Origin of the sequence: Rhizobium sp. Root708, assembly GCF_001429725.1 — a bacterium.
In the GTDB taxonomy this organism is placed as follows: domain Bacteria; phylum Pseudomonadota; class Alphaproteobacteria; order Rhizobiales; family Rhizobiaceae; genus Rhizobium.
Genome location: NZ_LMHV01000023.1, coordinates 234,548 through 251,356 on the forward strand (window position 1 = coordinate 234,548; position 16,809 = coordinate 251,356).

Below are 16,809 nucleotides of genomic sequence, written 5' to 3' on the forward strand. Positions count from 1 at the left end.
ACGACGCCGGATTTTACCGCACCTTCTCCAAGGCCGCCTTCAGCCCGTCTGGTCCGTAGGGCTTCAGCAGCATGGCGGTTCGGCTCATGTCGTCCAGGTGCGGGCTGCGGTCGGTCCCGGTCGCGAATATGATGGCAATGTGCGGCCACCGCTCGCGTACCTGCCGACAGAACTCCTCTCCCGACATTCCAGGCAGGCCAAGATCCGTAACAAGAACATCGACATCATCGGCCTCAAGCAACTGAAGCGCTTCCTCGGCGGATTCCGCTTCGACGACGACGCATCCGAGTTCGTCGAGCATGTCGCTGGTGGCCATTCGTATCAGCTGATCGTCCTCAACAAGCATCGCTCGCCGAGCGATGTTGGGAACCGGCTGAGCGTCGGGAACCCTAGCTTGCGTGGAGGAGGCAGACGCGGACTTCTGCTTTCGGTTGTTCAGTGAATGGCGGATCTTCCGGGCAAGCGCTTCGCGCGAGTACGGTTTCGTCAGCAGTTCGACACCGGGATCGAGCCGGCCGCCGTGGACAATCGAGTTCTCGGTATAGCCTGAGGTGAAGAGCACGGCGAGATCGGGCATCCGCTCGCGCGCCTGTCGCGCCATTTCGGCCGATTTCAAGGGGCCTGGCATGATCACATCGGTGAACAGGAGATCGATCGGAACGCCGCTTTCGATGACCGTCAGGGCCGCCGAAGCATCCTTCGCTTTCAGCACGCTGTACCCGAGATCGCCAAGCATGGCGACGACGATGTTTCGTACCTGCTCGTCATCCTCTGCGACCAGCACGGTTTCGCTGCCACCCACGATGGGGCCGTGCTCGATTGCAATGATCGTATCTTCCTGCTGATGGCTGCGCGGGAAATACAGCTTCACGGTGGTCCCCTCGCCGACCTCGCTGTAGATCTTGACGTGGCCACCGGACTGCTTGACGAAACCGTAGACCATCGAAAGCCCGAGGCCCGTGCCCTTGCCGAGAGGCTTAGTCGTGAAGAAGGGATCGAAGGCGTTCGCCAGAACATGAGCCGGCATGCCGGAACCGGTGTCGGTCACCGCTAGCATCACGTACTGCCCGGCCCCCATATCCTGGTGCTGGCGGGCATACTCCTCGTCGAGCTGGACGTTGGCCACCTCGATTGTGAGCTTGCCGCTACCATCCATGGCGTCACGCGCGTTGATCGCGAGATTGAGGACTGTGTTCTCGACCTGCACCACGTCGACGAGCGTGTTCCACAATCCCCCACCGCGCACCGTCTCGATCTCGATCGCTTCGCCGATCGTCCGGCGCAAAAGTTCCTCGATGCCCCCCACGAACCGGCCGATGTTTATGACCTTGGGCTCCAGGGCCTGGCGGCGGCCGAACGACAGCAGCTGACTCGCGAGTTTCGAACCACGCGAGACCCCCTCCAGCGCGTTGGCGACCTTGCGCTCGGCAGCCGCGTTACCCGCAACATCGTTGCTAAGAAGCTGAAGGTTGCCGGAAACCACTTGCAGGAGGTTGTTGAAGTCGTGGGCGACACCTCCGGTTAGTTGACCAAGGGACTCCATCTTTTGCGCTTGGCGAAGTGCCTGTTCAGCCTGCAGCCGATCCGCGATCTCGGAGGCGACCCGTTCGCCGAGGTTGGCGTTCGCCTCCTGCAGCAGTTTCTCCGCCTTCCGCCGCTCCGCGAGCTCGCGCTCGACGGCCTGAAACAGCCGGGCGTTATCGACCGCGACAGCTGCCACGCCGGCTGCACCCAGAATAAGATCCTCGTGCTCCTGCTTGAACTTCCCCGGAGCTTCATGGCCGAAGAACAGACCGCCGATAACCTCGCCGGACCGCGACTTCACCGGTACCGCGAGATAGCTTCGTACCGGCAAGTGGCCGGGCGGCATGCCTTTGTGCGGATCGTTCTTTCCGTATCGCGGATCGCTGGTGATATCGTCGGACCGAACCACCCCCTCGCCAGTGAACGTCGGGGCAAAAACCTTCGTGTTGCGGGGCATGGGGAAGCGCGAGAAGTGCTCGCGCGGAACGCCTGCGAGCGAGTAGAGATAGTAGCTCTCGCCTTTGTCATCGAGGACGTTGTAGAAGAAGGCGCCGAATTGCGCGCCGGTAAGCGCCACACCCGCATGCGTGATCCTGTCGACCAGCTTTTCCAGATCGAGCTCGGCCGACAACTCGGAACCAAGCTTGTTCAGAATGCCAAGGAGCCGCGTTTCCCGACGAAGCGCCTCCTCGGCCGCATGCTGCTCGGTAACGTCATGTCCTTGCACGAAGATGCCGACCGGCCGGGTATCTTCACCGGCGACCGGTTGGAACACGAAGTCGACGATCCGGTCTTCCATCACCCCATTGCGTTCAAGCCGGACCGCCGCGCCGCGGCCTTGGTAGGAGTTGCCAGTCTCGTAGACGTCATCAAGATGCTCCCGATAGCCCTGCCCCCTCAGCTCGGGAAGCGCTCTCAGGAGCGTCTTTCCAAGGACCGCCTCTCGAGGCTTGCCGATGAGACGCAGGTAGGCATCATTTGCCATTTCGCAGCGATGCTCGGCGCCCGACAGCAGCGCCATAAAGCCGGGCGCCTGCTCGAACATGCGCGTCAGGCGCTCCTGTTCGCCGCGAAGTCGACGTTCGGCCTTAACTTTGGCGCTGGTCTCGACGACGATCGCGATGACACCACAGGGCCGTCCTTCCTCGTCCATGACAGGCGAGTAGTCGAGGTTCATCCAAACCTGCTCAGGTTGCCCTGTCCGGTCGAGGGTGAGTTCCTGGTCCTGATAGGCAAGCGTCCCACCCACCAGACACACCTTCATGACATTGTCGTTGAAGTCGGCGACTTCAGGCCATCCTTCGCGCACCTTCGACCCGAGAAGAACGGGGTGGCGCCCACCGGCGAATACCGAATAGGCGTCATTGTAGATCATGACGCCATCGTCTCCCCAAAGAGTAACAATCGGCACCGGCGATTGCAGTATGGTCGAGGTCGTGACCTTTATCGCCTCAGGCCATTGAGACGGCGCACCGATCGATGTCGAAGACCATGCGAAGTTTCGAATGAGATCGGCAAGTTCGCCGTCGTGGGAAAGAAAGTCGAATTCGGAAGAGCTCATTTTGCAGGGTACAGCCCGTTATTTTCAGGCCGTATCTAGTGCCAGAACAGCATAAGTAAATTGCGCACGCCCATCTTTGTCACATCCCATTCAATTCTTTGTAAAGACAGAGTTTTTCATAACCTGCAGCAACGATATTGAACGAGTTTGCTTTATTGACGCCCTCGTGTCTCGCTGGTTCTTGCGGCACTTTCCACTGTTCGACCGCCCCCACCAAAACCGAGGCATGTTCATTTTCGAAGTCTGTGATATCGTCCCGATCTCGGACAGGAGTGGGAGTATGTTCGTGAAGAGTTTGGTGCCGGATGCGTTCTATTGGGCCAGACCTGCAAACAGGTCAGGCGAAGCCGCCACGGTCGTTCAGGTATCGACCGTGTTCGGCAAGGACCCTGAATATTGGACATTGGCAGTCGTCGGCTCGGACCAACACCATATGCTTGGGGATTTCGAGATCATTTCGAGAGCTATCTCTCCCGAAGACTTGGTAGTCCGTCACGCGGCCGAATAAAGGAAGAAAGCGGCGGACCGCCGCCGCCTTTGTCATTCCGCCTCAGTTCACCTGCATCTTCGCGGCTTGCACGGCTGCAAGAAATTTCGCGCGGGCGACTTCCGGATCGATCCGACCGGCAAGAGCGCCGCGGCATGCATTCCGGGCCTCGATAAACGACACGCTGCTGCGCTCAGGCCAGCTGTCGGTCAGGTAGATCACCGCCTCGAATGGGCTTCCGATGGTCTCGCTGCTCCGATTGCCCGTCGATATTTTGATAGGTGATTGCCATTTTTCTATTGGCATTTTGCGTTCCTCCCGAACTGACACCAAGGAACTCTGGCAGGGGTGAAATGTTCCTGTTGCGCGCCGGAATTTTTCCGTATTCCGGTAGCTGGTTAACAAAGCTCGCGCCACCAGGATACAACGCTTGGATGTGCGAACATAGGGCGCAAGCTTCCCGCGGCCGCGACGAAGCAGCGGCTGCCTGGTCTCCGCTCCGCTAGATTTTCGAGGTCGGATCCGAAGGAGGTGCGATCTCGTCCAGCCCCGGTGCAGGCTTGTCGGCATTCATAAGGTTTTCAACGCCATATGCGCGTACGCGAGGCGATCTCTCGAAGTCGCGAATGCGCGCGGCGCGCGCGCTTGAGGAAGACAACGGATCATCGACCTCCGCGAACCCGTGTTGCGTGCTATCCCAGCCTTCGCCACGCCATTGATCCGCTCGCTCGTCGATGTCGATGCTCCCCTCGTCATCGAGGATAGCATGGACACGCTCGTAGTTTCCCTTATCGACCTGAGCCGACACGAGATACCCACCGCGACGCAGGCCTTCGGTGAAAAGTGCGCGATCGCCTGCCGGGAAGAACCAATCCGCGAGACCCGCCCACCAACCGCCGGCGTCGGTTCGGCGAAATTCGCCTTCAGCCTCGTCGCCGGGCATGAAGCGAATATAGTCGTCACGCAGACCAAAGTCTTTCAGTCGCTTGATGGCGCTTTCGGCATCACTGCGGCTGTCGAAAAATGCACTCAGGGTGCTGAGTGCACCGCTACTGTCAGAACTCCGTGCCCATTGATTATCGATGCCGGTCATGACGTTCTCCACGTGTTCGGGCTGTCTAGGCCCTGTCGGTAATGAACACCGGCCAAAAGAAACTGTTCCGTTGAGAGACTCTCTCGGGCGTCCGACCCGAAAGATGCAGCCCATGGCGCGGTCACTGGACCTTCTCGCTGCCGCTTGGACTGGTGACACCCGTGGGGCCGCTGCCGCTTCCACTCGGCGAGGGGCTGCGGTCAATCGTCGTCGCCGAGGCATCGGGTGCCGTACCGGGCGTGCCTATTCTGTCGGAGCGCATCGCCGCGGTCGTCGCCGGATCGGCCTTTGAACCCGGCGGCCAGACCATATAGCTCAGAAGCGCTATGCCGATCACGGCAATACCCGCGATTGCCACGCACCATGCGAAAAAGAGCCTCGTCTGCGGGCGTGTTGCCTTGCCTGGCTGTGCATAGGGCGGATCTATATCGTAAGGTTCGAGCTTGTCGTCTTCCTGGGTCATGGGAGGTTCCTTCCTCGCTCCAAACAGCGTGAGGTGCGGATTGTTCCAGCTGGCCTTCCATGAAGAGGCCGTTAACGTGGCCCGTCTCGGCGCTTGATCGTTGCTCTCAGCACCGCAAGCGTCCGTCGCCTTTCGAGAAGGTAATCCCCATATCCGACGGCCGCGTAGAGCAGTGTCCGCACGCTGGGGACGAGGATCACCAACAGAATGGCGACGATGAAAACAGCATGGTGGCTCCTATCTGATCGGTCTAACGCTCAAGACCGTCAAAGGTTGCCACCAGGTCAGCTGTTCCAGGCTTTTCCGAGCGTATCGGCAACATAGGCACCACGAGAGCCCATCGGCAGCGGAGGCCCCGTCGTGGTGTCTCTCGCCGTCTGGTGTTCGAGCTCCGCGTTCAGTTCCCCGCCGACGATCAGGATCATGACCGATAGCCACGCCCAGATCAGAAAGCCGATCAGCGCGCCCAGAGTACCGTACGAGGCGCTGTAGTTCGCGAAGTGGTCGAGATAGAAGGAGAAACCAAGCGACATCACAAACCACGACACCGTGACGAGGACTGCGCCCCATGTCATCCACCGGACTCGCGCCGGTTCGCGGCTCGGCCCGAAACGATAGACCGCCGTGGTGGCGGAGGTGACAATCAGAACGAGAAGCGGCCAGCGCAAGACAAGTGCGAGATTTTCCTTGAACTGATCGAGCCAAAAATAAGACAGCACCAGTGGCATGACGGCAACCAACCCGAGCACCACGATCGCGGCAAGCATCACGCAAAGAGTGAAGCAGAAGCCGATAACATTGAGCTTGATGAAGCCGCGCTTCTCGGTTTCCTCGTAGGCGACATTCATTGCCTCGAAGACCGCGAGCGTTGCGCTGTGAATGCTCCAAAGCGCAACAGCCAGTCCAGCAACAAACGTAAAGCCAAGTGTTGCGCTGCGTGTTTCCACCAGATCGGCGATCCTGTCGGCGATGAGGTCGAACGCGCCGGGCGGCAGCATTCCAGATAGTTCACGCAGGTGATCGGCCATCGCCACCGGATCCGCCACCAATCCATAGATTGCGACAAGAGCCGCAAGCCCCGGAAATAACGCCAGCAGAAGATAGAATGTCACGCCGGCCGCGATCAGCGTTACGCGGTCAGCCGCCACCTCATGCATCACCCGCCAGAGCACATCGCGCAGCCCCTTGTAGGGAATTGCCTCCGGCGTAGCTGCATCCCTGCCCCTGTCCGGTGGGTCGGAAACTTCCTTGACGTCAACCTCGGACCCCGATCGCGCGAGCGCAACCAAACCGATTAGTCCCACGGAAAAGACAAGCAAGGTTGTCGCACCCACGGTTCTTGATCCCATCGCTCTCACTCCATTGCGTTTCAATAACGCCGAGCCAGGGCAAATGGGTTCATTGCAGTTTCGAGACGACCGCAAGCGGTATCATGGCACCCCTCTTCGCCAGGGGCGGACCTTTCGGTCGAGCTCCGCGTACGCTGATCCGTTAATCACGGGCCTCATCTTGCCTTCCGTTAAAACCCTCATATCTCACAGAATTCGACGCGCCCTATACTGCCACTGCTTGAGGTCTCACTATTGTCCACGACGATATCAACCGGAAATGACGGACTCGACGTAATCCTGAAAGGAGGGCTTTCATCCCGGCGGCTCTACCTTCTCGAAGGAGCGCCCGGCTCCGGCAAGACAACCTTGGCCTTGCAGTTTCTGCGTGAGGGCGTGCGCCGCGGAGAGAAGGCGCTTTACATTACCTTGTCCGAAACCGCCGAAGAACTGTCCGCGGTTGCGGCCTCACACGGTTGGGATAGCGGCGAGTTCGACGTCTTCGAGTTCAGTTCCGCTGCCGAGGTTTTCGGCGATGGCCGCGATCAGTCCATTCTTCATCCCTGGGAGATGGAGCTTGGCGAAACCATCCGGCTCATTCAGGACGAGGTCGAGAGGGTCCGGCCCAAACGGGTGGTCTTCGACAGCCTTTCCGAAATGCGCCTGCTTGCGCAGGATCCGCTCAGATACCGCCGCCAGGTTCTTGCCTTGAAGCAGTTTTTTTCGGGCCGCGACACGACAGTCATTCTTGTGGATGACATGACCGGCAGTCACGATGGCAGAGACGCCCACCTTCATAGCCTCTGTCACGGCGTTATCACCCTTGAGCGTTTAACGCTGGATTTCGGCGCCGCCCGCCGCCGGATGCAGGTTCAGAAGCTTCGGGGTATCGATTTCATCGCTGGGTATCACGACTTCACCATCAGGACCGGGGGCCTTGAAATCTATCCTCGTCTGATCGCCGCCTCCCACCACGCGGAATTCTCCGGAGATATTACGCCAAGCGGAATCGTTGAACTGGATAATCTCCTCGGCGGTGGTCCCCTGCGAGGAACCAGCACGCTTCTCAGCGGCCCGGCCGGCAGCGGCAAGACGACGATAGCGCTTCAGTATCTTTTCGCTGCATGCGAACGCGGCGAGCCCTGCACCGTTTACGAGTTTGACGAACGCCTCGGCACCCTGCTTGTCCGGGCCAAAGCCTTCGGTTTCGATCTTCTACCGCACATCGAAAACGGCACGCTGGTCGTCGAACAGATCGACCCCGCGGAAATTTCGCCCGGCGAATTCGCCACACGGGTCCGTATCGAGGTCGAGCGTCGAGGCGCCCGGATGATCGTGATCGACAGCCTCAATGGCTATTTGGCAGCGATGCCGCAGGAGCAACAGCTCATACTCCAGATGCACGAACTCCTGTCCTATCTCAGCCAGAAGGGCGTGGTCACCTTCCTGATCAATCCCCAGAATGGCCTCGTCGGCTCCATGTCGACGAACCTGAACATCTCCTACGTCGCCGACAGCGTCGTTCTTTTACGTTTCTTCGAGGCAGAGGGCCGCGTTCGCAAGGCGATCTCCGTCCTCAAGAACCGCGGCGGTGCGCACGAAGACACCATTCGCGAACTGCGGATCGATAGCGGTGGCATCCGCATCGGCGAGCCGTTGTCGCAGTTCCGCGGAATTCTCACCGGAACGCCGGAATATCTTGGGGCGAGAGACCCGCTAATGGAAGATCGAGATAGTGACACCTGAAGGGCAGCGCATCCTTGTCAATGCGCCGTTCGGCCGCGATGCTGACAGCGTCGCGTCGCTTCTGCGCGAGCAAAACTACAGTGTCGTCGTATGTCGCGACCTGATCGAGGTCGCGTCCCTCATCAACGATGAAATCGGCGCCGTTCTTCTTACCGAAGAGGCGCTGATCGAGCACGTCGATGCTTTGAAGACCGCGCTCGAACTCCAGCCATCCTGGTCCGATGTGCCATTTGTTCTGCTGGCAGCGCCGCGATCCAGTCGAATGCCGAATGTCCGCCTTTCGCAGTTGGCGCTGTTCGATCTGGCGAGCAACAGCGTCGTTCTGGAACGACCGCTTGGAAAGGCATCCCTTTTCAGTGCCGTAGCGTCCGCGATGCGGCTGCGGCAGAAGCAGTTCCAGATGCGTGACGGGCTCGCGGAGTTGAACGATAGCGAAACCAGACTGCGTCTCGCCACAAGTGCCGCGGGCATCGGCACCTGGGATTTCGAACCTGCGACCGGCAGGCTCAGCTGGGACAAACGCTGCAGATCGATGTTCGGCATCCAATCCGACATGGAAGTGACTTACGAAGGCGCTTTTCTGGCGGGTATGCACCCCGATGATCGCCAACGAGCCGACGACGCAGTCAAGGCTGCCCTCGAGCCGACCGGGCGCGGCGAGTACGACATCGAATACCGAACAATCGGCATTGAGGACGGCGCGGAGCGGTGGATCGCGGCGAAAGGAGGAGCGATATTCGTCGACGGCGTCCCGGTTCGTTTCATTGGAACCGTCATAGATATCAGCGAACGGAAAAGAACGGAGAAGGCGCTGGCGACTTCGGAAGCCGCACTCAGGGCAGAACGGCAGGCCCTCGACGAACTCAATCGGACCCTCGAGGAGCGCGTTGTAGAGAGAACTGCCGAGTTGGAAGAGGAGATGTCAGCACGCGGCCGCGCCGAGGATGCCTTGCGCCAGGCGCAGAAGATGGAAGCGGTCGGTCAGCTGACGGGTGGGATCGCGCACGACTTCAATAACATGCTCACGGGCATCATCGGCGGCATCAACATCGCGAAGCGACGGATCGCCAGCGGCCGGTTGGAAGAAGTGGACCGCTTCATGGACGCCGCAACGGATTCCGCCAACCGTGCTGCGGCGCTGATCGTACGGCTTCTGGCCTTTTCGCGGCGCCAGACGCTGGACGCCAAGCAGTTAGACGTCGCCGCGCAGCTGAACGCGACGAAGGAGCTTCTGGAACGCACTCTTCCGGAAACGATCATCGTTGAGATCGTCGTTGATGCGGCCGTCGGAAGCGTGGTCGCCGATGTCAACCAGCTTGAAAGCGCGCTCCTCAACCTGGCAATCAATGCACGCGACGCGATGCCCGACGGCGGACACCTGACGATAACCGGTACTCGTCACGAAGTCGGCCCCAGCGACAAAGCCTCGGGACTTGAGCCCGGGCGATATATCGTCATCGCCGTGAAGGACACCGGGGGCGGAATGCCAGCCGAAATCCTGGACAAGGTCTTCGAGCCCTTCTTCACGACCAAGCCGATCGGACAGGGCACCGGCCTCGGGCTTTCGATGATCTACGGCTTTGCACAGCAGTCCGGCGGACAGGTTCGTATTCATAGCGCCCCCGGCCAAGGTACCAGGATCGAACTTTATCTGCCCGCCTCCGAGGGAGAGGAGAAAGAGGAAGCCGAATCCAGTGCACATCCGACACCGGAGGGACAGGGCCAGACAGTACTGGTGGTCGAGGACGATGACGCCGTCAGGCTTCTGATCTGCGACGTCCTTACGGAATTATCCTATTGTGCCTTGGAGGCCTCCGCTGCCGGCGGGGCTATTCCGATCCTTTCCGGCGACCAGCCGATCGACCTGATGATCTCGGACGTCGGCCTTCCCGGCATGAATGGTCGACAACTCGCCGATGTCGCCCGCCAGCATCGGCCGGATATACCGATCCTGTTTGTTACCGGCTATGCGGAGAATGCCACGACGAAAGCAAGCTTTCTCGGGACGAACATGGCAATGATCAGCAAACCCTTCGCTGTCGACACGCTTGCAGCCAAGATCAGCGAGATGGTTACGACGGAGCCGCATCGCTGACCACCAACTAGGCTCGTTGCGCCTGCGTCTTTCTCTTTCCGAGATTGACCACGAGAGCAATGAGAACAGTGCCGACGATGAACACAAACGCAGCCGCCGCGATCGCCGGGCTGATATTCTCTCTGATGGTCGAGAACATCTGACGCGCCAGCGTGCGCTGATTTGGACCCGCGACGAATAATGTCAACACCACCTCGTCCAACGACGTTGCGAAGGCAAACACCGCCCCCGAGATGATGCCTGGCATCGCCAAGGGAAGCGTGACCGTTCGAAGAACGACGTGAGGTGCCGCCCCCATGCTCGCGGCCGCATGCTCGAGGCGACGATCGATCCCCTGCAGCGAGGCGGTCACGTTGACCACCACGAAGGGAACGGCGAGAACCGTATGAGCAATGATGACGCCGAGGTAGGTATTGGCCAGCCCATACTGAGCAAACATCAGCTGCATCCCGACGCCGAGTACGACGGCCGGAACGACCATCGGCAGCAGGAAGACCGTGCGGATGAACCCGAACAGCAGCGAGACCTTTTTCCCGCGAAGGCCAAGCGAGCCGATCGTGCCGAGCACGGTGGCCAGTAAGGTCGTCCCGGCGCCGATGATCAGGCTGTTGACAATCGACCGGCGCCAAGCGTCCGCAGTCAACAGTTCCTCGAACCACCGCAGCGAGAAGCTGGGGATAGGATAGTTGAGAAAGACGCTGTTGGTAAATGCCAGCGGCAGGATCGCGATCAGCGGCGCCATAAGGAAGAACACGGCGAGGCTTCCGAAGAGGATCTTTGCGAGTGTCAGCGGCTTCATGTCCGGGCCTCCTCGGAAGAGAGCCGCAGATAGACGACGTAGAGCAGAATTGTCGCGAGAAGCAGCACCAAGCCGAGAGCACCCGCCATTCCCCAGTTTGCCGCGCCGGTGGCGTAGTATGCGATCACGGAACTGATCATCTGGTCCTTGGCGCCACCGATCAGCGCCGGGGTGATGTAATAGCCAAGCGCGCTCATGAAGACGAGCAGCGAGCCCGAGACCACCCCACGCAGCGAAAGCGGCAGCAGAACGCGGCCGAAAGCACGGATGGGATTTGCTCCGAGCGAAGCTGCCGCGGGCATCAGGTTCTTCGGAATGCCGATCAGAACGCTGAATATAGGCAGAACCATAAATGGCAGGAGAACATGCGTCATCGCAATAACGACCCCTACCCTGTTGAATATCAATGGAATGGGACTGCTTGTCAGACCGATCGCCTGCAGTGACGCGTTGATCAGGCCGTTATCCTGCAGAAGGATGAACCAGGCAGCGGTACGGACGAGAAGCGATGTCCACAGAGGAAGCAACACCGCGCCTAAAAGCAGCTGACGCACCCAACCGGTGACCGAGGCTGCCACCATCGCAAAAGGCAGGCCGAGCAATATGCAGCATATCGTCACCATCGCGGCGGTCGTGAGCGTGCGTATCAGCGTGTCGCGGTTCGCCGACGTGCCCTCAGGGGCATTGGTGATCGATCCGCTGGCGTCGCGGGTCAGATCAACGGCCGCAAGCAGGTTTCGATCGGTTATCGGCGAGCTCGCGGCATCCTGAATCGCGATCCAGAAAGCCGGATCGCTCCAGCGGTTATCGATCGCTGTCAGGTCAATGACGTTCTCGTCCGCGGTTACCGCCGATCTGGTTTTGGTCATCAGCGTCCGGAAGCCCGATTTGGCGCTGTTCAGCCGCCGAACGAGGTCCCCAAAAAGCTCATCATCCTTGATACCCCTGATATCCGCGGCAAACGCCTTCTGGGCTCCGGCCGGAGGCGCGCTTGCCCGATCCCATCCCTTCAAGGCGGATGCGACCGTCGGCAGGGCGCGGGACGCAACGGGATCTGACACGGCCGACTTCATCATTGTCGCCAGCGGTGCAACGAAGAAAAGCACGAGGAACAGTGCCAGCGGCGCTACCAGCAGGAACGATGCAGCCTGTTTCCAGATCCAGCTATCCCTCATGATACCATCCAGCAATGATCAGGAGAGAATGACGCCACGACTTCGTCCCCGATGTTGAGGGGTGACGATTTGCGGTGCGCCTTGATCATCAGATCTTTCCCCTGGCTCTGAACCCGCACCTGTAGATGGTCACCATGGTAGACAATGTCCGCGACAGTGCCTGTCAGGCGATTGCCAACGGTCGTTTCCGAGTTGATGTCGATCCGTTCAGGCCGGATCGAGACCTTCACCTCGTCTCCGACCTTTGCTGGCACAGGCGCGTTGACCTCGATGCTCGCGCCACTCGCAAGCAAAATGCCAAGGACACCTTCCCTCGTACTCTGAACCTTGCCGGTAAGAAGGTTGGTCTCGCCGATGAACTCCGCGACAAACTGTGTTCGCGGGCTGTCATAGATTTGCCCGGGCGTGCCGATCTGCTCGATCTTGCCGTGGTTGAAGATCGCGATCCGGTCCGACATCGTCAGCGCTTCCGTCTGATCGTGCGTCACGAAGACGATCGTCAGCCCGAGCCGCCGGTGGATGTCGCGAATGTCGAGCTGCATCTGCTCGCGCAGCTTCTTGTCCAGAGCCCCGAGCGGCTCGTCCATCAGGACGACCTCGGGTTCGAAGACGAGCGCACGCGCAAGCGCCACGCGCTGTTGCTGGCCGCCGGACAGCTGGATCGGCTTACGTCCCTGGAACGCGCCGAGCTGCACCATGTCGAGCGCTTTTTTGACTCGCTCGGCGATCTGCGAGCGGGAAACGCCTCTCATTTTCAGCGGAAACGCGACATTCTCGGCGACAGTCATATGGGGAAAGAGCGCGTAGTTCTGAAACACGACGCCCATATTGCGCTTGTATGGCGGGAGGCCGTCGACCCTTTTGGCATCGACGGAAATCTCTCCGCTTGTCGGCTTCTCGAAGCCCGCCAGCATCATCAGCAGGGTTGTCTTGCCGGATCCCGACGGGCCGAGCATGCTGACGAACTCTCCCTTGCCGATCGAAAGGTCGAGATCGTCGACCACGGTTATGGGTCCAAACGACTTGCTGACTTTGTCAAATTGAATAAAGGCGTCGGTCATCAATGCCCACTCTTCTCCCATTCGCGCTGCAAGGTCCGAACAGCGCGACAAGGGGCCTCGAAAGAGGCCCCGCACCACAAGATTATTGACCAAGCCAGGCGTTGAAACGCTGGGTCAATTCTTCAGAATTATCCGTCCAGAAATCAACATCCAGGGGGATCGCACCCTTCAGGTTCGATTCCGAGGTCGGAGATTCCTTCTGGTACTGTTCGGGCACCAGCTTGGCGGCGCCAAGATTGGGCAGGCCGTAGGCAATGTATTCAGGAAGCTTGGCCTGGTTTTCCGCCTTGCTCGCATAAGCGATGAAGTCCATGCCTGCGTCCTTGTTCGGGGCGTCCTTCAGGATGACCCAGCTATCGATTGCATAGACGCTTCCCGGGAACACGAAGCCGAAATGCTTGCCTTCCGAACGGTTGATGCCGGTGATGCGACCGTTATAGGCAGCCGTCATGACCACCTGGCCTGAAGACAGAAGCTGCAGCGGCTGCGCGCCGGCATCCCACCACACGATGTCGCTCTTCAGTTCGTCGAGCTTCTTGAATGCACGGTCGACGCCGCCTTCGGCGCTGAGGACCTTGTAGACCTGATCGGCCGGAACGCCGTCGGCCATCAGGGCGAATTCGAGCGCATACTTTGGACCCTTGCGAAGACCGCGCTTGCCCGGAAACTTCTTGGTATCCCAGAAGTCGGCCCAGCTCTGCGGCGCTTCCTTCAGCTTCTCGGCATCATAGGAAAGACCTGTGGACCAGACGATGTTGCCGACGCCGCAATCGCTGACGGCAGCCGGAAGGAAAGCTTCCTTGCCGCCCATCTTCTGCCAGTCGATCTTTTCGTAGATGCCATCGGCGCATCCGAGAGCCAGTTCCTCGGACTCGACTTCGACGACATCCCAGGTCGGCGTACCCGCCTTGACCTTGGCCTGAAGAACGCCGTAGCCACCTTCCCAGCTCTCGTCGAGAACAGGCTTGCCGGATTCTTTCGCGTAGGGCTCAAAGAAAATCTTGCGCTGCGCATCTTGGAAGTTGCCGCCCCAAGACACAACTGTCAGGTCGCGAGCCTGTGCGGCGAGAACGCCGCATGCCAATACCGTTGTCGCAATAAGTGATACTCGAAGGAGTTTCATCGAACGTTCCCCTTTTTGGAATTGAACATTGATTAGGAAACCACGTTTTAATCGTTTTGGAAGGCGGCCGGAGCGGTGTGGTGACTATTCTCACCGCCGGTTAGGGGCGTGGATACAGCTAGTAGGTGGGCGGCGTAATCGCACTCAGAATTTCACTCTCGCCCTCGTGGACATTCCGGAACCGGTGCGGCAGGCGACTATCGAAATAGTAGCCGTCGCCAGGCCCGAGAACTTTCTGCTGTCCGCCGACGGTGATCTCCACCGCCCCTGACAAGACCATTCCGGCCTCCTGCGCGGCGTGCGTGAAAGCTTCGCCCGAGTCCGCACCGACCGCATATCGTTCGTGCAGCATCAGGAGTTGGCGATTTGGATGATCGAGGCCGATGACACGGTATGAGATGGTGTCGACCTTCCCGATCTCCACCAGATCCTGTGCGGTGTAGAAAGGCGTATAGGGCAAGCTCGACTGCAGATCGGAAAAGAAGCCAGGCAGGGTCGTGCCCAACGCATCAAGGACAGCGCCAAGCGTATCGATGGACGGGCTCATCCGGTCGCGCTCGATCAGCGAGATCGTTGAATGAGATATCCCGGACCGCGCAGCCAACTCGCGGACGCCCAAGTCACGGCGGCGCCTGAGCTCCCTGAGCTTGCTTCCAATCTTCGGCATAAAGGCCCCCTGTTCAAAGTCAAACACTCGCGCAACATCGCATCGTCGGACTCGATCGACTACCGGCAGTTAGTAGCGACCCCCGGGGCTGGTGAAAATACTGAACAGCTGTCCAGTGGGTAATTGTCGGACTGTCTGGAGTGCGTGATGCTTTGTCCAGCACGCACACAGGAGACTTTCATGACATCGCGGCTCGATGCTCTCAAAGGCAAATTCATTCAGATCAAGGAACCGACGCGGGACGCGGTTTCCGACACGGCACCCGTCGAGAAGACGGTCAAGGACATCATTGCCCAGGTCCGCGAGCGCGGCGACGCAGCTGTCCGCGATTATTCTCTCCAGTTTGACAAGTCCGAGCTCGATAAGTTCGAGGTCACCGAAGAAGAAAAGCTCAAGGCGGTCGCAGATCTCGACCCGCAAACGCGCGAGGACACCGAGTTCGCGATCGCCAATGTCCGCAAGTTTGCCGAAGCGCAGCTGAAGACGATCCTTCCGCTCGAGGTCGAGACGTTGCCCGGCGTTCACCTAGGCCATCGCGTCATTCCGATCGAAATTGTCGGCTGCTACGTTCCCGGTGGTCGCTATCCGCTGCTTTCGGCTCCGGTCATGACGATCGTACCGGCGAAAGTCGCCGGCTGCGACCAGGTGATCGCCTGCCTGCCGCCGAATGCCCATCCGGCGATGATCGCTGGTTGCCACCTCGCCGGCGCTGACCGCATCTTCCGTGTCGGCGGCGCGCAGGCTATCGCTGCAATGGCCTACGGCACCGAGACAATTCCGGCCGTGGACAAGATCGTCGGCCCGGGCAATGCCTTCGTCAACGAAGCGAAGCGCCAGGTGTTCGGTCAGGTCGGCATCGATCAGCTCGCAGGTCCGAGCGAAATTTTCATCGTCGCGGACGAAACCGGCAATGCCGAGATGATCGCGACCGACCTGCTCGCGCAGGCCGAGCACGACGTTCGCACCCGCGTCGGTCTAGTAACGACGGACCGCAAGCTTGCGGACGCGGTTCTGGTCGCGGTCGAAAAGCAGCTGCTGGATCTGCCGACGGCAAACGTCGCGGGCGTCGCCTGGAAGGACTATGGCGAAATCACCGTTGTCGAAGATGAAGCTTCGATGATCGCCTATTCGGACTACATCGCCACCGAACATCTCCAGGTTCACACGCGCGATCCTCAGGCGACCGCCAAGAAGCTGCGCAACTACGGCTCCATCTTCATTGGTGAGCTGGCAAGCGTCGTCTATTCAGACAAGTGCAGCGGTACGAACCACACCCTGCCGACGATGGCAGCCGGCCGCTACACGGGCGGACTCTGGGTCGGTTCGTACGTGAAGATCGCCACGCACCAGTGGCTCGACGAGCGCGGCGTCGCAGCCGTCGCGCCGGCCGCCGTTCGTCAGAGCGCGACCGAGAAACTCGAAGGCCACCGCCGCGCGGCGGCACTACGTCTCAACCCGCAGCAACTCGCTGCTGTCTCGAAGTAAAGATGTCGCCGGGTTGAATACCCGTCTCTGCGGAAACGAGGCCATTCCTCCGGGGATGGCTTTTGTTTGTTGGCGTGCTCGGACTGGCATTAGTCTCCGGGCCGACCTACCATCCCTACCAAGCAACCTTCACGAGTTGCACATGGCCCGACGCGGCGCCCCTCCTCTGTAAAATGACCGTTCGGTTGTTTTCAGACTTTCC

Annotated in this window: 14 protein-coding genes; 4 read left to right on the forward strand and 10 right to left on the reverse strand. The window is 59.8% G+C overall.

Annotated features, from left to right (window positions below; translation table 11 throughout):
• Positions 1-13: 13 nt before the first annotated feature.
• Positions 14-3,085: a hybrid sensor histidine kinase/response regulator gene (locus ASE04_RS15540; protein WP_082597361.1), complete on the reverse strand. Its 3,072-nt coding sequence runs from the start codon at positions 3,083-3,085 to the stop codon at positions 14-16.
• A gap of 280 nt (positions 3,086-3,365) precedes the next feature.
• Between ASE04_RS15540 and ASE04_RS15545 the strand changes: the two genes are divergently transcribed.
• Positions 3,366-3,593 (forward strand): hypothetical protein, encoded by a 228-nt coding sequence (locus tag ASE04_RS15545; protein WP_056819123.1) that lies wholly within the window; start codon positions 3,366-3,368, stop codon positions 3,591-3,593.
• A gap of 42 nt (positions 3,594-3,635) precedes the next feature.
• Here the strand turns inward: ASE04_RS15545 and ASE04_RS31000 are convergent, their stop codons facing one another.
• The 4 genes from ASE04_RS31000 to ASE04_RS15565 form a co-directional block, all read right to left on the reverse strand.
• A complete protein-coding gene (locus ASE04_RS31000; RefSeq protein ID WP_056818755.1) occupies positions 3,636-3,878 on the reverse strand; it encodes a DUF982 domain-containing protein in 243 nt (80 codons plus the stop codon).
• Positions 3,879-4,074: 196 nt separating this feature from the next.
• Positions 4,075-4,665: a hypothetical protein gene (locus tag ASE04_RS15555; RefSeq protein WP_056818758.1), complete on the reverse strand. Its 591-nt coding sequence runs from the start codon at positions 4,663-4,665 to the stop codon at positions 4,075-4,077.
• A gap of 121 nt (positions 4,666-4,786) precedes the next feature.
• On the reverse strand, positions 4,787-5,128 hold the full coding sequence (locus tag ASE04_RS15560) for a hypothetical protein (RefSeq protein WP_056818761.1): 342 nt from the start codon (positions 5,126-5,128) through the stop codon (positions 4,787-4,789).
• A gap of 284 nt (positions 5,129-5,412) precedes the next feature.
• Positions 5,413-6,477 carry a YihY/virulence factor BrkB family protein gene (locus ASE04_RS15565; RefSeq protein ID WP_056818764.1) on the reverse strand — a complete coding sequence of 355 codons (1,065 nt, stop codon included), beginning with the start codon at positions 6,475-6,477 and terminating at the stop codon, positions 5,413-5,415.
• Positions 6,478-6,711: 234 nt separating this feature from the next.
• Here ASE04_RS15565 and ASE04_RS15570 point away from each other — a divergent pair, with 234 nt between their 5' ends.
• Positions 6,712-8,202 carry an ATPase domain-containing protein gene (locus ASE04_RS15570; RefSeq protein WP_082597363.1) on the forward strand — a complete coding sequence of 497 codons (1,491 nt, stop codon included), beginning with the start codon at positions 6,712-6,714 and terminating at the stop codon, positions 8,200-8,202.
• Entirely contained in the window at positions 8,192-10,297 is a 2,106-nt protein-coding gene (locus ASE04_RS15575) for a hybrid sensor histidine kinase/response regulator (RefSeq protein WP_244490423.1), read from the forward strand. Before ASE04_RS15570 ends, ASE04_RS15575 begins: the two co-directional genes overlap by 11 nt.
• 7 nt (positions 10,298-10,304) lie before the next feature.
• On the opposite strand, the gene ASE04_RS15580 is transcribed toward ASE04_RS15575, so the two are convergent.
• The 5 genes from ASE04_RS15580 to ASE04_RS15600 all read right to left on the reverse strand — a co-directional run bounded on the left by ASE04_RS15580 (position 10,305) and on the right by ASE04_RS15600 (position 15,122).
• The gene (locus ASE04_RS15580; RefSeq protein WP_056818770.1) at positions 10,305-11,096 is read right to left on the reverse strand and encodes an ABC transporter permease; all 792 of its coding nucleotides are present in this window, start codon (positions 11,094-11,096) and stop codon (positions 10,305-10,307) included.
• Positions 11,093-12,271 (reverse strand): ABC transporter permease, encoded by a 1,179-nt coding sequence (locus ASE04_RS15585; protein ID WP_200960730.1) that lies wholly within the window; start codon positions 12,269-12,271, stop codon positions 11,093-11,095. Before ASE04_RS15585 ends, ASE04_RS15580 begins: the two co-directional genes overlap by 4 nt.
• Positions 12,268-13,332 carry an ABC transporter ATP-binding protein gene (locus ASE04_RS15590; RefSeq protein WP_056818772.1) on the reverse strand — a complete coding sequence of 355 codons (1,065 nt, stop codon included), beginning with the start codon at positions 13,330-13,332 and terminating at the stop codon, positions 12,268-12,270. The genes ASE04_RS15585 and ASE04_RS15590 overlap by 4 nt, the downstream gene beginning before the upstream one ends.
• A gap of 82 nt (positions 13,333-13,414) precedes the next feature.
• Positions 13,415-14,455: an ABC transporter substrate-binding protein gene (locus ASE04_RS15595; protein WP_056818774.1), complete on the reverse strand. Its 1,041-nt coding sequence runs from the start codon at positions 14,453-14,455 to the stop codon at positions 13,415-13,417.
• Positions 14,456-14,573: 118 nt separating this feature from the next.
• Positions 14,574-15,122, reverse strand: a complete 549-nt coding sequence (locus ASE04_RS15600) for a cupin domain-containing protein (protein ID WP_056818776.1) — start codon at positions 15,120-15,122, stop codon at positions 14,574-14,576.
• A gap of 180 nt (positions 15,123-15,302) precedes the next feature.
• On the opposite strand from ASE04_RS15600, the gene hisD reads away from it, so the two are divergent.
• Positions 15,303-16,607, forward strand: coding sequence for a histidinol dehydrogenase (hisD, locus tag ASE04_RS15605; protein ID WP_056818778.1), 1,305 nt, complete (start codon positions 15,303-15,305; stop codon positions 16,605-16,607).
• Positions 16,608-16,809 lie beyond the last annotated feature (202 nt).